Below are 13,565 nucleotides of genomic sequence, written 5' to 3' on the forward strand. Positions count from 1 at the left end.
TAATGGAAAGAGGTGAAAACCTCTTTCTATTCATGTCAGCCCCCATACATCTATGAGGTGAAGGATATGGAATTAGTAGAAATTAGACAAGAGCTTGAAAATATGGCTAGCAGGCTAGCTGATTTTAGGGGGTCTCTTTGACCTCGATACAAAAGAAGCGAAAATTGCAGAGCTTGAGGCCACGATGTCAGAGGCTGACTTTTGGAATGACCAGCAAAAAGCGCAAGGTGTCATTAATGAAGCCAATGCACTGAAGGATTATGTGAATACATATCATGAGCTCAGTGAATCTCATGATGAGCTGCAAATGACGCATGATTTATTAAAAGAAGACTACGATGAGGATCTTCATGCAGAGCTTGAAAAAGAGCTGAAGAACTTAACAAAACAATTTAACGAGTTTGAATTGCAGCTTCTTTTAAGTGAACCGTATGACAAAAACAATGCCATTCTTGAGCTTCACCCGGGTGCAGGTGGAACGGAATCACAGGACTGGGGATCGATGCTCCTCAGAATGTATACCCGCTGGGCAGAGCGCAGAGGCTTTAAGGTTGAAACCCTTGATTATCTTCCAGGGGATGAAGCGGGAATTAAGTCTGTGACATTGCTGATTAAAGGACATAACGCTTACGGTTACTTAAAAGCAGAAAAAGGTGTCCATCGTTTAGTCCGTATTTCTCCATTTGATTCATCTGGCCGTAGACACACATCTTTCGTTTCCTGTGATGTCATGCCAGAATTTAATGAAGAAATTGATATCGATATTCGTACAGAGGATATTAAGGTGGATACGTATCGTGCAAGTGGTGCAGGGGGTCAGCACGTCAATACGACGGACTCTGCGGTTCGTATCACACACATCCCAACAAATGTCGTCGTGACGTGCCAAACGGAAAGATCCCAAATCAAAAACAGAGAACGTGCAATGAAAATGCTGAAATCTAAGCTTTATCAAAAACGGATCGAAGAACAACAGGCGGAATTGGATGAAATCAGAGGAGAACAGAAAGAAATTGGCTGGGGAAGCCAAATTCGCTCGTATGTCTTCCACCCATATTCCCTTGTAAAAGACCATCGTACCAACACGGAGATGGGAAATGTTCAAGCGGTGATGGATGGAGATTTAGATTCCTTTATCGATGCGTATTTACGTTCAAAATTATCATAAAAACTCGGCTTCTTGCCGGGTTTTTTTAATTGTGAGAAAATATAATGAATATAAAGGAATACATATGCCATACTGACTCTATATCCTTTGTATGATGAAATTAGCAATTAAAGGGGGAAATAATTTGGGATTAAAACCATTACAAGAGACGTGGGATTTAGATGCCTTTTTTAAAGGAGGCAGTTCTTCATCAGAATTTATCACATACTTAGAGCATATACAGCAGCTATTAGATGAGTTACGACAAAAGGTAGATGCCTTTTCAAAAGAAGATACACAAATTAAAAAAAAGTTAACAGCTGTCCTTGAAACGTATGAAATCACATATAAAAAATTAGCACAAGCAGGTTCATTTGTATCTTGTCTACAATCTCAAAATACAAAGGATATGAAGGCGGGCAGTCTCCGAGGGTCTATTGCCAAGCTGGAAGCTGAATTAGGAACCATTCTAGCCGGGTTTGATCAATCACTTGCTGCGATTCCCACTAGCCAGTGGGAAGAATTAATGGATTCAGCCGCTTTTTCAGATGTTCGTTACATATTAAATGAACGAAGAGAACATGTGAAAGATCAACTGCCTGTTGAACAGGAAACACTCATTCAAAAGCTAGCAGTAGATGGGTATCATGCGTGGGATGAACTTTATTCTAGCTTGGTGAACAAAATTACCATTCCATTTGAGCAAAATGGTGAAACACAAATGATCTCTGTAGGCCAAGCAGAAAATGCGATGGATGATTCAGACCGTGAAGTGAGAAAAGCCGTCTATCATAATTTAGAACATGCATGGACACAGGATGAACATTTGTTTGCAAGCACACTCAATCATCTCGCTGGTTTTCGTCTACAAGTATATGAAGCAAGAGGATGGGATCATATATTAAAAGAGCCCCTTGATATTTGCCGGATGAAACAAGAGACGCTCGATACAATGTGGTCTGTCATTGATGAACATAAGCAGCCATTCATTGATTATTTACAACGTAAAGCTGACATGCTTGGGGTTGATAAACTGAGCTGGTTTGATGTGGGAGCGCCTATTGGAAGTGAGACAAAAACCTATTCTTATCAAGATGCAGCCGCTTTTATTATCAAGCATTTCGCAGGGTTTGGAAAAGAGCTCGCTGCTTTTACTGAAAAAGCTTTTAATGAACGCTGGGTAGAAGCTGAGAATCGCCCAAACAAACGAGTGGGCGGTTTTTGTACGAATTTCCCTGATAGCGGAGAATCACGTATTTTTATGACCTTCTCAGGGACTCCATCCAATGTAGCGACACTAGCACATGAGCTTGGTCATTCGTTCCATCAGGAAGTCATGCAGGATGTTCGGATGTTGAATCGTAAATATGCGATGAATGTAGCTGAAACTGCGTCGACATTCGCAGAAATGATTGTGGCAGATGCTTCATTAAAAGAGGCGGCCAATGAAGAAGAGCGTCTCAGTTTGCTAGAGGATAAGCTGCAGCGCAGTGTGGCATTCTTTATGAATATTCAATCACGCTTCTTATTTGAACAACGCTTTTATGAAGAGCGCAAACAAGGAGAAGTGCCAGCTGACCGCTTGAATGAGTTGATGGTAGAAGCACAGAAGGAAGCCTTTGGTGACTCTTTAGATGAATACCATCCGCATTTCTGGGCGTCTAAACTGCATTTCCATATTACAGGGGTCCCGTTTTATAACTTCCCTTACACCTTCGGGTACATGTTCTCTCTAGGTATTTACGCGAAAGCATTGCAGGCTGGGGCATCATTTGAAGAGAAATATATTGCGCTATTAAAAGATACAGCGTCAATGACTGTAGAAGATTTGGCATATAAGCACCTAGGTGTCGACCTGACTCAAAAAGCATTTTGGGAAGAGGCCATTTCACTGGCTGTGGCAGATGCTGAAGAGTTTTTAGAAGCGACGAAGGCATAAAAAATGAAAAGCTCCCATTACGGGAGCTTCAGCGTGTAGACAAACCCTCGCATTCGGTGTCAGTCCTGCGCTTCGGTGCTCACGAATGTCAGATTCGCTCCGCACCGATGCTCGTCCTTCCTAGGGCTGCAAAGGTTTTCAATCACGCTGAAAAGAAGACAAAGGGCTAAAATCAAGTTCATTTTAGCCCTTTGTCAAAAATCTTGCAGCTCCCATTAAGGGAGCTTTTTTGCTGGTTTTAACCATTCCAGCATCGTCTGAACGATGTCTTTTTGTTGCGTGAGGACTGGAATGTCTGCAGGCTGATCCCCTTTTTGTTTGCCATACATGCCAAATTGCGCATGATTACCGCCTTTTATCTCATGATACACCGTTTGAGAAGGCAGCTGCTTTTTCGATTTTTTGATTTTTTCTCGTGTTGCGAGACCATCTTTTTCGCCTGATATAGATAATACTTGCAAGGAAGCCTGTTTCAAATCATCTGATGCAGGATAGGAGGCAAGGAAAAAGAGGCCGTCCAGCTTGCTTTGATTTTTCTCTGCATACATAGCGGCAGCTGTTCCGCCTAGTGAATGCCCGCCAATGTACCAATGCTTGATGGCTGGATGATTTTTGAGGATATCGTCTGCTTTCTTCGTATTAAATATTGCGAAGGAAAATGGCATGTCTGGGATAAAGACCGAATAGCCTTTCTTCATCAGCGCATTCCCAAGATAGGCATACGCAAGAGGTTCAACTTTTGCCCCAGGATATAGAATGATGCCAGTATCGCTTTTCGATGCTTCAAATGAATATACCCCGTTTTTATGATCGACCTGCTCAATGTTCATCTGCTTTTTTAACGCTTCCGATGGTCCATATGTAAAGCGGCTCCATGTATAGAAAGCACCAAAAGCTAAGATGATGAGTGCAAGTAATGTAATACCGGTGATCTGCAGTATTTTCTTCATCGTATGTCCCTTCTTTCTCATGTACATATTAAATATACCATCATTTACTCTTCTGCCAAACGGCAAGTACGCTGATCCGGCTGTGTGATAAAGTATTAATCCATTAGCACTGCATTTGGCTGTTATTTACAATCCGAATGAGAGGGCTTAAAATAGGTGTGCATTCAGAAGTAACGGAGGAAGAAAGACATGAAGCAGGAACATTCTCAATTTTGGATTGAAGTGAAAAATTATGTACTCATTTTAATAGGATCAGCTATCGTAGCGGTTGGCTTTAATACGTTATTATTACCAAATCAGATTGCTGCTGGCGGTGTGAGTGGAATCAGTACCATTATGCAGTCATTCGGTTTTGAAGCTGCATATGTACAATGGGGTCTCAATATTCCGCTCTTTATCGCAGGCTTTTATTTATTAGGTGGAACATTTGGGATAAAAACGCTCGTTGGTTCTGTTTTTTTACCTTTAATGGTGTTCTTAACAAGACACATTGCTCCTGTCACCCATGAAGCACTGCTTGCCGCAATATTTGGCGGTGTAGTGATTGGGATCGGAATTGGGCTCGTTTTCCTCGGCAATGGTTCAACGGGAGGAACGGCTCTTGCGGCCAAAATCATCAATAAATATACAGGGCTGACGTTAGGTACTTGTTTAGCGATGATGGACGGTTTGATTGTTTTGGGGGCCATGACTGTTTTTGGGATTGAAGAAGGGCTGTACGCTGTGATCGGAGTGTTCATTTCTAGTAAGACGATTGATGTCGTACAGGCTGGCTTTAGTCACTCGAAGATGGCTATGATTATTACGGGCCATGAGGATGAGGTCAGACAGGCGGTGTTTGATCAAATTGATCGTGGTGTAACGAAGATTTCAGCAGTAGGTGGATACACCGACCATGACCGGCCTATTTTAATGTGTGTTGTAGGGCAGTCACAATTCACAAAGTTGAAACAAGTGGTAAAAGCGATCGATGCATCAGCGTTTGTCATCGTCATGGATGCAAAAGAGGTGCTGGGTGAGGGTTTTAAAAGGGCGTAAACAAGGATATAATAACGTTGACCAAATGATTGTAAGGGAGGGAAATACATGAAAAAGAGCGGATTAACGCTTCTTTTTGTCGCTATGCTTTTTGTACTTGCGGCCTGTGGAGGAAATTCAAGCAGCAGTGACAAAGAAGGCAGTAAAAGTGCTTCAAGTGTGAGCAGTGGTGAAGAGATTTATCAGCAAAACTGTATTGGCTGTCATGGAAAAGACTTATCTGGCGGAGGCGGCCCAAGCCTGAAAGAAGTCGGGAAGAAATATAATGAAAGCCAAATTGCAGATATTGCCCAGAACGGTAAAGGATCTATGCCAAGCGGAATGGTAGATGAAAAACAAGCAAAAGAAGTTGCCAAATGGCTTGCAGAGAAAAAATAAAACCTTTGTCTAATCGACAAGGTTTTTTTATTTTCTATTTGTAGAAAAAGACTTTTGAATAGTATGAAAACGTATTATATTAAATTTTATTTAAAAAATAAGGGTAAAAAGACACATTTTTCGGTTTTAGTTGCTCTATTTACCTTTTATTTATAAGTTTTGAAATATAAATGTAATACCATTGCGTCGATTCATGACGTATAATTGGAGTTGTTGAAATTTAGACGATTCAATTTTTTCATCTTTTTGGATGAAAAGGACATAAATTGCTTGTGCGTATCGAAGGGTATGTGCGTGACCATACATAACGTTTTTTGACGAGAAGTGTCAGAACATCATGATAAGCTGTTTGACAGCGAATAAGAAAAGATTAGGTGATTACATGATTGAAATGAAGGAAGTCTATAAGATCTATCCTAATGGTGTAAAGGCGATCAATGGAATCAATGTCTCTATCCATCCAGGAGAGTTTGTGTATGTTGTTGGTCCCAGTGGCGCTGGTAAATCCACGTTCATTAAAATGATGTATCGTGAAGAGAAACCAACAAAAGGGAAAATCTTAATTAATAACAAAGATTTAGGCTCGATGAAGGAAAAAGAAATTCCTTATGTGAGAAGAGAAATTGGCGTAGTATTCCAAGATTTCAAACTGCTTCCAAGTCTCACGGTCTTTGAGAACGTGGCATTTGCTCTTGAAGTCATTGGTGAACAGCCAAGTATTATTAAGAAAAAAGTGCTTGAAGTACTTGATTTGGTGCAATTAAAGCACAAAGCTCGTCAATTTCCAGATCAGCTTTCCGGCGGTGAACAGCAGCGTGTATCGATCGCTCGTTCGATCGTCAATCATCCTGAGGTTGTCATTGCAGACGAACCGACAGGAAACCTTGATCCAGATACTTCATGGGAAATCATGAAGACGCTCGAAGAGATTAATAACCGCGGAACAACAGTCGTCATGGCGACACACAACAAAGAGATTGTAAACAGCATGAAGAAACGCGTCATCGCAATCGAAGATGGAATGATTGTGCGTGACGAAGCAAGAGGGGAGTACGGAATTTATGATTAAAACTCTCTCGCGGCATTTACGTGAGAGCTTCCGTTCACTTGGAAGAAACACGTGGATGACATTTGCATCAATTAGTGCGGTCACTGTCACATTGATTTTAGTTGGGGTTTTTCTTGTCATTATGCTCAACTTGAATAACATGGCATCGAACGCTGAGAAAGAAGTAGAAGTAAAAGTTCTCATCGATTTAACTGCGAATCAAAAGCAGCAGGATGAATTAAAAGCAGAAATTGAGAAGATTCCTGAAATCAGTGATGTGAAATACTCATCCAAGGATGATGAACTAAAAGCACTGATTAAAAGCTTTGGTGAAAATGGACAATCTATGGGACTGGTTGATCAAGAAAATCCATTGAATGATGCGTTTATTGTGAAAACAACAGATCCCCACGATACACCAAAAGTAGCGAAGAAATTAGAAAACCTAAAAGGGACGTATAAAGTCACTTATGGAAAAGAAGAGGTCAGCCGACTCTTTAATGTTGTCGGAGTGGCGCGTAATGTCGGCATCGCACTTATTATTGGGCTTTTATTTACAGCGATGTTCTTGATTTCCAATACGATCAAAATTACGATTTTTGCTAGACGTAAAGAAATTGAGATTATGAAACTAGTAGGTGCAACGAACTGGTTTATCCGCTGGCCGTTCTTCATCGAAGGATTACTACTTGGTGTATTTGGCTCGATTATACCAATCGCTGTATTGCTTGGCACGTATCAATATGCTGTCGGCTGGGTGGCGCCAAGGGTACAAGGTTCATTTATTTCAATGCTTCCATACAATCCGTTTGTCTATCAAGTATCACTGGTCCTTCTATTGATCGGTGCCATTATCGGTGTGTGGGGAAGTTTAACGTCCATCCGTAAATTCTTGAAAGTATAAATCTATTTATATTGATGGCAGCACTCGAGGATTCTATAGAAGATGTGACCGGTTGATCCAATTCATCCGGTCGACTCTTCATGCAGGCAGTTGTCATGGGAGGGGAATATCGTTTTGAAAAGAAAGCTGATGATGGCTGGAATGGCAGCGTTTATTGGAACAACGTGGCTATACATTCCAGGGAACGAAAATCGTGCATTCGCATACGAAGACCTAGATCAAAAACGTCAACAAATTGAAGAGAAAACATCGAAGACTGAATCAACCTTGAAGAAAAAGAAATCAGAACTGGCAAAGCTTGAAAAGAAAGAATCAAAGCTAAAGCAAGAAATTGAAAAAATTGACCAAAAAGTAAGTGCCGCAACTGAAAAAGTCGCTGAAAAAGAAAAAGAGGTCAAACAGACGAAACAAGAGATCAAAAAACTAAAAAAAGAGATTGAAGTCATCAACGAGCGAATTGAAAAGAGAAAAGCGATTTTCAAAGATCGAATTCGTTCTATGCAAAAAAGTGGCGGTACAATCAACTATTTAGATGTGCTGCTAGGTGCTCGTAGCTTTAGTGATTTTGTCAGTCGTGTGGGAGCTGTTACAACCATTGTCGAAGCAGATAAAGACATGATTACAGAACACGAAAATGATTTGGAGCTAGTGGAGCAAAAAGAAGCAGAGCTAAATAAACAGCTAAGTGGACTTGAAACATCTTTGAAAGAGCTTGAAACGTTGAAAAAGGACCTATCTAAACAGCAAAAAGAAAAAGGAAAAGTCCTTGGTCATGTAACGGAAGAAAAAGAACATGCACATGATGAACTAGGAAAGCTTGAAAATGAACAAGAAATTCTAGCGAATCAAAAAGCGGCGGTAAAGTCTGAAGAGGCACGTCGTCAAAAAGAAGAAGCGAAGAAAGCAGAACAAGCAGCTGCTGAAAAAAGTGCACCTGCACCAAGTGGAGGATCTGATCAAGTGTCAGATACACCAGCAAGTAGCTCAGGTTTCATTAAACCAGCTGCAGGCCGTTTCTCATCAGGCTTTGGCGGACGTTCTGGCGGACAGCATTACGGATTAGATATCGCTGCAAAAGGCACTGTATCTGTCGTTGCAGCCGCATCTGGAACAGTCACGAACTCAAGCTACTCGTCGAGTTATGGGAACGTGGTGTTCATTACACATAACATCAATGGCCAAACGTATCAAACGGTATACGCTCATCTTTCAACAAGAAGTGTGTCAACAGGTCAAAGAGTCGAGCAAGGTCAATTCCTTGGATATATGGGCAACACAGGTCAGTCTTATGGCCAGCATCTTCATTTTGAAATTCATAAAGGATTATGGAATGGCGCGAAATCAAATGCAGTCAATCCAGCGCAATATATCCGCTGACAAACAGCCGATAACAGCATGTTATCGGCTTTTTTCATGTAGATGAAATTAAAATAACAGCAGTAATCCGGCAATAATAGGTGTTAAAAGCACAGCGGATTTTAATAAAAGTTTTGGCGCAAGGCGTGTAAATTTTGCCCCAATAAAAGCCCCTAATACGGTACCGATTAAGATCTGAACGAGCAGGATAAAGTCAACATAGCCTTCTGAAATATAACCAATCCCACCGCCAATAGAGATTGGAATAATCACTAGCATCGTTGTGCCAACAGCTTGTCTAATAGACAGCTTCAGCAAAATCAAAAGCCCCACTTGAATAAATGGTGCTGATCCGATACCGAACATCCCTGAAAGCATCCCTGATACAAGGCCTAATATAATGCCCCTGATCAGCAATTGGCGTGAAGAAAGCGGCTGCTGCTCAGCATCTTCTTTTAGGACAAACAATTTGATCATCATAAAAACAGCAGATAAAAAGAGCATACCAGCTGTTAAATAGTGCAGGCTATCCTCTGGAATAAAAGGAGCCACTTTTGCTCCGGCAAATGAAGCAATACAAGCTAGTGCACCGACAATCAAACCTGATTTGAGCTGAATATTTCCTTCTCGGTAGTGGCTGTATGCACCAGATAAAGTCGTAAATGCCATAGCAGCTAAAGATGTCCCAAGTGCAGTATGGATTGGTACATCAAAGATTAACGTCAGCAATGCGATGACAAAACCAGCCCCGCCAGCTCCTACAAACCCTAGTAAAATTCCTAATAAAAGCATAGTCAATATAATATACATAGCGATGACTCCTTCTCGATCGTAACAAAATAAAAATTACACCTAATGAAATGATTAGTCAAGCCTCCCTAGGAGAATGTCTTTACATGAAATCCCTTCTTCTGGCATATAATAACTCAGGTCATCAGGAAGAGTTGAAGAAGGAGGCCAAATATGAAAAAACAAATCGCATCCATCATGGCAAGTGTCATTCTCATCATCAGTGCAGGGGTTGTGACGCATAAAGAGGCGACTCAGGCGGAGTCACCGAAAGCGGCTGCTGCAGTGGCTGGACAAGCTCAATCAAGTGATCGAGCGAAGGAAAACGGAATGGAGAAAATTGAGAAAGCCTATGACCTCATTTCGAATGAATATGTAGAGGAAGTGGATCGTCAAAAGCTGCTTGAAGGTGCCATTCAAGGAATGCTTTCAACCTTAAATGATCCGTATTCAGTATACATGGACAAGCAAACCGCAAAGCAATTTTCGGATTCACTTGATTCCTCATTTGAAGGAATTGGGGCAGAAGTTGGAATGGATGAAGGAAAGATTATCATTGTCTCTGCCTTTAAAAAATCCCCTGCAGCAAAGGCGGGTCTGAAACCGAAAGATGAAATCATCAGCATTGACGGTGAGACGATGAAAGAAAAAAGCCTAAACGATGCTGTACTGAAAATAAGAGGAAAAAAAGGAACGTCTGTCGCCTTGAAAATCAGACGAAATGGAATTGAAAAAGAGCTAACATTCCATATCAAACGAGAAGAAATCCCGCTTGAAACCGTAACGGCTTCAATGAAAGAGGTCAATGGTCATAAAACAGGCTATATCGCGATCTCTAGCTTCTCTGAAGATACGGCGAAGGATTTCACGGCAAGCTTGAATAAGCTCGAGAAAAAGGGCATGGAAGGCCTTGTGCTGGACGTGAGAGGAAATCCTGGCGGCTATCTACAAAGTGTGGAAGATATTTTGAAACATTTTATCACAAAGGATCAGCCATATATTCAAATTGCAGAACGGAATGGCGATCGAAAACGATATTTTTCAAAACGAAAAGAACAAAAACCATACCCGGTCAATGTCTTAATTGATAAAGGAAGTGCATCCGCTTCTGAAATTCTGGCTGGTGCTTTGAAAGAAGCAGGGAAGTATGAAGTGGTAGGTGACGTTTCCTTTGGTAAAGGAACTGTGCAGCAGGCGGTACCAATGGGAGATGGAAGTAACATTAAATTAACGCTGTATAAGTGGCTGACACCGAAAGGGAATTGGATTCACAAAAAAGGCGTTGTGCCGACCATTGCGATTCATCAACCAGATTACTTCACCGTTGGCCCGCTCCAGCTGAAAGAACCGCTTCAGCTTGATATGAACAATGAAGAAGTCAGACAAGCACAGACATTGTTAAAAGGGTTATCATTTGACCCTGGCAGAGTAGATGGATATTTTGACGAAGAAACGAAAAAAGCTGTACTCGCATTTCAAAGCACATACAATCTCGATAAATCTGGTGTGATTGATTTAAAGACAGCGAAAATGATGAACAAGATGGTAGATGAAGTGAAATCTTATGAAAAGAATGATCTTCAGCTGCAAACTGCACTAAAAGCACTATATCTCAAAAAATAAAGAGGCGAATAAATGCCTCTTTTTTTTGGTTCATAAGTGTTACGAACATGTAATAATTTATTCTTAAAAATATATTATATCGAGAAATATATTCATTTATTTTACAAAAAACATAACATTCCTTCGAATTTACCCGATAACATATTTATATAAGAGACTTTCTGTTGATTTAAACATGTCATGAAAATGAAACTTTTGAAAGTTGTATGTTACATAAATAATTCTTACAATAAAAAGTAGCACTCATTTTAAATATTTTATTTTTTGCGGATATTCAGCTTAAGCATTGAGCTGTACCGAGGTTTGCGCTTTTCTTAAAAGAACTAGTAAATGGGGGTACACAATTGAAAAGGGCAAGTATTGTGAGAGAGAAAAAATATTACGAGTTGGTAGAGGAGCTTAAGAGTCGTACGAAAGATGTGACGTTTTCGGCTACAAAGGCATTAAGTCTACTCATGCTGTTAAGCAGGTACTTGGTCAATTACACAACGGTAGAATCAGTCGACGAGATCGATGAAGACTGTGCTGAGATATACTTCAATTATTTAATGGATAATCATAAGAGACTTGGTATAAACTTAACCGACATCAAGAGGTCCATGCAGCTTCTCGGCGGCATACTAGATGTAGATGTGAATCACTATTTAAAAGATTTTTCACTGTCGAATGTCACACTTTGGATGAATCAGGAGAAATAAACCTGATGTCAAGCATCGATTTATTTGATAGAATAAGAGAAAATGCTTGACTTGGGCGGTGAACGATAATGAGCTCGGAGTGGATGGGAGCCGGATTAAAAGCGGTCGGTCTGTTTTTAATCCATCCTCTTTTTTATTTTATGGTATTAATCAGCCTATTATATGGCTACATCCGCGTAAAGCGGGAGAGAAAAGCGTTTCAAACAAGAATAGAAGATGTTTACGATGAACTGAAATTTACATATTCAAAGGGATGGGTTCCAGGAATTTGTCTATCGATCATATCTGTAGGCTTAGGGATTTCCCTTCCGCCTGGATTCATCGTGCTGATTGCAGCGATGACCATCGTTTTCTCTCTATTCTTTAAGGCGAGTGCGCTTTCGTCTGCATACACACTCGGTTTCAGTTTTATTGCGGCATTTGGATTGATGTCTGTTCAAGTGAGCCAATCTTGGCTGCCGCAGCTTTCAATGATGAATGCATCAGCCGTTGTGATCCTGTTAGGGCTACTGTTAATGACCGAAGGCATCTTAGCCTATCGAACGGCGCATTTACGTACATCGCCTGCAATGGTGATGAGTGCGAGAGGACTTTTGATCGGCCAGCAGCGAGCGAACCGTCTGTGGCTTCTACCACTTGTTTTGCTGATGCCGGCAGGTGAATGGACTTCTTCTCTGCCATGGTGGCCTGTGCTTCAAGTGCACGATCAAAGCTTTTCATTTATTGTGATCCCTTACATCATCGGCTTTGGCCAGCGTATTCAAGGATCGCTGCCAATTGTGAGTATTCAAATTACGTCACGCCGTATTATGATGCTCGGTCTAGCTGTAGCTGTAGTAGGTGCGGCAAGTATTTGGTTTGAGCCGATTGCGTGGGGAGCTGTTGTTCTAGCGATTGCAGGAAGAGCCTTTTTATCATGGAAGCAGAGGGTGAATGACAACGCTGCACCATTCTTTTTCTCTAAGCGGAATCAAGGGCTTATGGTGCTTGGTATCATTCCGAATACCCCTGCGGCTGATTTAAAGCTTGAGATTGGAGAAATGATTACAAAGGTCAATGGAATCGAGATCAAAACCGTTTCAGAATTTTATGAAGCACTACAAACCAACCGTGCTCTGACAAAGCTCGAGATCATTGGTCTCAATGGTCAGACAAGATTTGAGAAACGCGCCTCTTACGAAGGGGAGCATCACCAGCTTGGTATCCTGTTTGTGAAGGACGATCTTCAGCAAGAGCCAACGGCGATTTCATCTTAAAAAAAGCTGCTAGAGATGGCAGCTTTTTTCTTTTGGGTGCGTTTCTCTCCCATAGGATTCACCCCATTCACGCATGGCAAAGATAATGGGTTTTAACGTATTTCCAAGAGAAGTCAGTGAATACTCGACACGAGGAGGAACTTCCTCATAGACTTCACGGTGAACAATCCCGTCTTGTTCAAGTTCTCGTAATTGCAACGTCAGGACACGCTGCGAAATTCTTGGCAGAAGCCGGCGTATTTCGTTGTAACGCTTTGGACCGCAAGTCAAATGATAAAGGATGACGCCTTTCCATTTCCCTCCGATGACATTTGTAGTGATAGACACGGGACAGCCATGATTCACAATACTGACTGGATTGGATGGTACACTCATCTCAACATTCCTTTCTAAAACGAAAATGGTCATAAACGAACATGTTTGTGCCTAACGAACAAAA

Annotated in this window: 13 protein-coding genes; 10 read left to right on the forward strand and 3 right to left on the reverse strand. The window is 41.2% G+C overall.

Features of this window, described 5'->3' with window-relative positions; all coding sequences use genetic code 11:
- Positions 1-66 precede the first annotated feature (66 nt).
- Positions 67-1,168 (forward strand): peptide chain release factor 2 gene (prfB, locus tag ACRRMM_RS11810; protein WP_098680723.1). Its coding sequence is split into 2 segments (ribosomal slippage): positions 67-138 and positions 140-1,168, totalling 1,101 coding nucleotides; the frame shifts between segments, so codons are not numbered across the junction.
- A gap of 124 nt (positions 1,169-1,292) precedes the next feature.
- Entirely contained in the window at positions 1,293-3,086 is a 1,794-nt protein-coding gene (locus ACRRMM_RS11815; protein ID WP_048001934.1) for a M3 family oligoendopeptidase, read from the forward strand.
- 215 nt (positions 3,087-3,301) lie between these two features.
- Here ACRRMM_RS11815 and ACRRMM_RS11820 read toward each other — a convergent pair whose 3' ends face one another.
- The gene (locus ACRRMM_RS11820) at positions 3,302-4,036 is read right to left on the reverse strand and encodes an alpha/beta family hydrolase (protein ID WP_048001935.1); all 735 of its coding nucleotides are present in this window, start codon (positions 4,034-4,036) and stop codon (positions 3,302-3,304) included.
- A 189-nt stretch (positions 4,037-4,225) separates the two neighbouring features.
- Between ACRRMM_RS11820 and ACRRMM_RS11825 the strand changes: the two genes are divergently transcribed.
- From ACRRMM_RS11825 to ACRRMM_RS11845, 5 genes are all read left to right on the forward strand, one after another.
- Positions 4,226-5,074, forward strand: coding sequence for a YitT family protein (locus tag ACRRMM_RS11825; RefSeq protein ID WP_048001936.1), 849 nt, complete (start codon positions 4,226-4,228; stop codon positions 5,072-5,074).
- Between the two features lie 48 nt (positions 5,075-5,122).
- Positions 5,123-5,452 carry a cytochrome c551 gene (cccB, locus tag ACRRMM_RS11830; RefSeq protein ID WP_008348231.1) on the forward strand — a complete coding sequence of 110 codons (330 nt, stop codon included), beginning with the start codon at positions 5,123-5,125 and terminating at the stop codon, positions 5,450-5,452.
- Positions 5,453-5,834: 382 nt separating this feature from the next.
- Positions 5,835-6,521, forward strand: coding sequence for a cell division ATP-binding protein FtsE (gene ftsE, locus ACRRMM_RS11835; RefSeq protein WP_008348229.1), 687 nt, complete (start codon positions 5,835-5,837; stop codon positions 6,519-6,521).
- Positions 6,514-7,404, forward strand: a complete 891-nt coding sequence (gene ftsX / locus ACRRMM_RS11840; RefSeq protein ID WP_017368131.1) for a permease-like cell division protein FtsX — start codon at positions 6,514-6,516, stop codon at positions 7,402-7,404. Before ftsE ends, ftsX begins: the two co-directional genes overlap by 8 nt.
- Before the next feature lie 114 nt (positions 7,405-7,518).
- A complete protein-coding gene (locus ACRRMM_RS11845; RefSeq protein ID WP_008348225.1) occupies positions 7,519-8,781 on the forward strand; it encodes a murein hydrolase activator EnvC family protein in 1,263 nt (420 codons plus the stop codon).
- Between the two features lie 48 nt (positions 8,782-8,829).
- Here ACRRMM_RS11845 and ACRRMM_RS11850 read toward each other — a convergent pair whose 3' ends face one another.
- A complete protein-coding gene (locus ACRRMM_RS11850) occupies positions 8,830-9,570 on the reverse strand; it encodes a sulfite exporter TauE/SafE family protein (protein WP_008348223.1) in 741 nt (246 codons plus the stop codon).
- Between the two features lie 153 nt (positions 9,571-9,723).
- Here ACRRMM_RS11850 and ACRRMM_RS11855 point away from each other — a divergent pair, with 153 nt between their 5' ends.
- From ACRRMM_RS11855 to ACRRMM_RS11865, 3 genes are all read left to right on the forward strand, one after another.
- Entirely contained in the window at positions 9,724-11,172 is a 1,449-nt protein-coding gene (locus ACRRMM_RS11855) for a S41 family peptidase (RefSeq protein ID WP_008348221.1), read from the forward strand.
- Positions 11,173-11,516: 344 nt separating this feature from the next.
- Positions 11,517-11,870 carry a swarming motility protein SwrAA gene (locus ACRRMM_RS11860; RefSeq protein ID WP_007500014.1) on the forward strand — a complete coding sequence of 118 codons (354 nt, stop codon included), beginning with the start codon at positions 11,517-11,519 and terminating at the stop codon, positions 11,868-11,870.
- A 68-nt stretch (positions 11,871-11,938) separates the two neighbouring features.
- Positions 11,939-13,126, forward strand: a complete 1,188-nt coding sequence (locus tag ACRRMM_RS11865; RefSeq protein ID WP_428828636.1) for a PDZ domain-containing protein — start codon at positions 11,939-11,941, stop codon at positions 13,124-13,126.
- Positions 13,127-13,135: 9 nt separating this feature from the next.
- Here ACRRMM_RS11865 and ACRRMM_RS11870 read toward each other — a convergent pair whose 3' ends face one another.
- Positions 13,136-13,501, reverse strand: coding sequence for a winged helix-turn-helix transcriptional regulator (locus ACRRMM_RS11870; protein WP_007500018.1), 366 nt, complete (start codon positions 13,499-13,501; stop codon positions 13,136-13,138).
- Positions 13,502-13,565 lie beyond the last annotated feature (64 nt).

It is taken from the genome of Bacillus sp. XT-4, assembly GCF_050864245.1.
In the GTDB taxonomy this organism is placed as follows: domain Bacteria; phylum Bacillota; class Bacilli; order Bacillales; family Bacillaceae; genus Bacillus; species Bacillus altitudinis.

Bases quoted from the DNA above. Each gene is read 5' to 3' on its own strand.
- ACRRMM_RS11820 (WP_048001935.1), bottom strand. From the start codon at position 4,036: ATGAAGAAAATACTGCAGATCACCGGTATTACATTACTTGCACTCATC.
- ACRRMM_RS11865 (WP_428828636.1), top strand. From the start codon at position 11,939: ATGAGCTCGGAGTGGATGGGAGCCGGATTAAAAGCGGTCGGTCTGTTT.
- cccB (WP_008348231.1), top strand. From the start codon at position 5,123: ATGAAAAAGAGCGGATTAACGCTTCTTTTTGTCGCTATGCTTTTTGTA.
- ACRRMM_RS11855 (WP_008348221.1), top strand. From the start codon at position 9,724: ATGAAAAAACAAATCGCATCCATCATGGCAAGTGTCATTCTCATCATC.
- ftsX (WP_017368131.1), top strand. From the start codon at position 6,514: ATGATTAAAACTCTCTCGCGGCATTTACGTGAGAGCTTCCGTTCACTT.
- ACRRMM_RS11825 (WP_048001936.1), top strand. From the start codon at position 4,226: ATGAAGCAGGAACATTCTCAATTTTGGATTGAAGTGAAAAATTATGTA.
- ACRRMM_RS11850 (WP_008348223.1), bottom strand. From the start codon at position 9,570: ATGTATATTATATTGACTATGCTTTTATTAGGAATTTTACTAGGGTTT.
- ftsE (WP_008348229.1), top strand. From the start codon at position 5,835: ATGATTGAAATGAAGGAAGTCTATAAGATCTATCCTAATGGTGTAAAG.
- ACRRMM_RS11870 (WP_007500018.1), bottom strand. From the start codon at position 13,501: ATGAGTGTACCATCCAATCCAGTCAGTATTGTGAATCATGGCTGTCCC.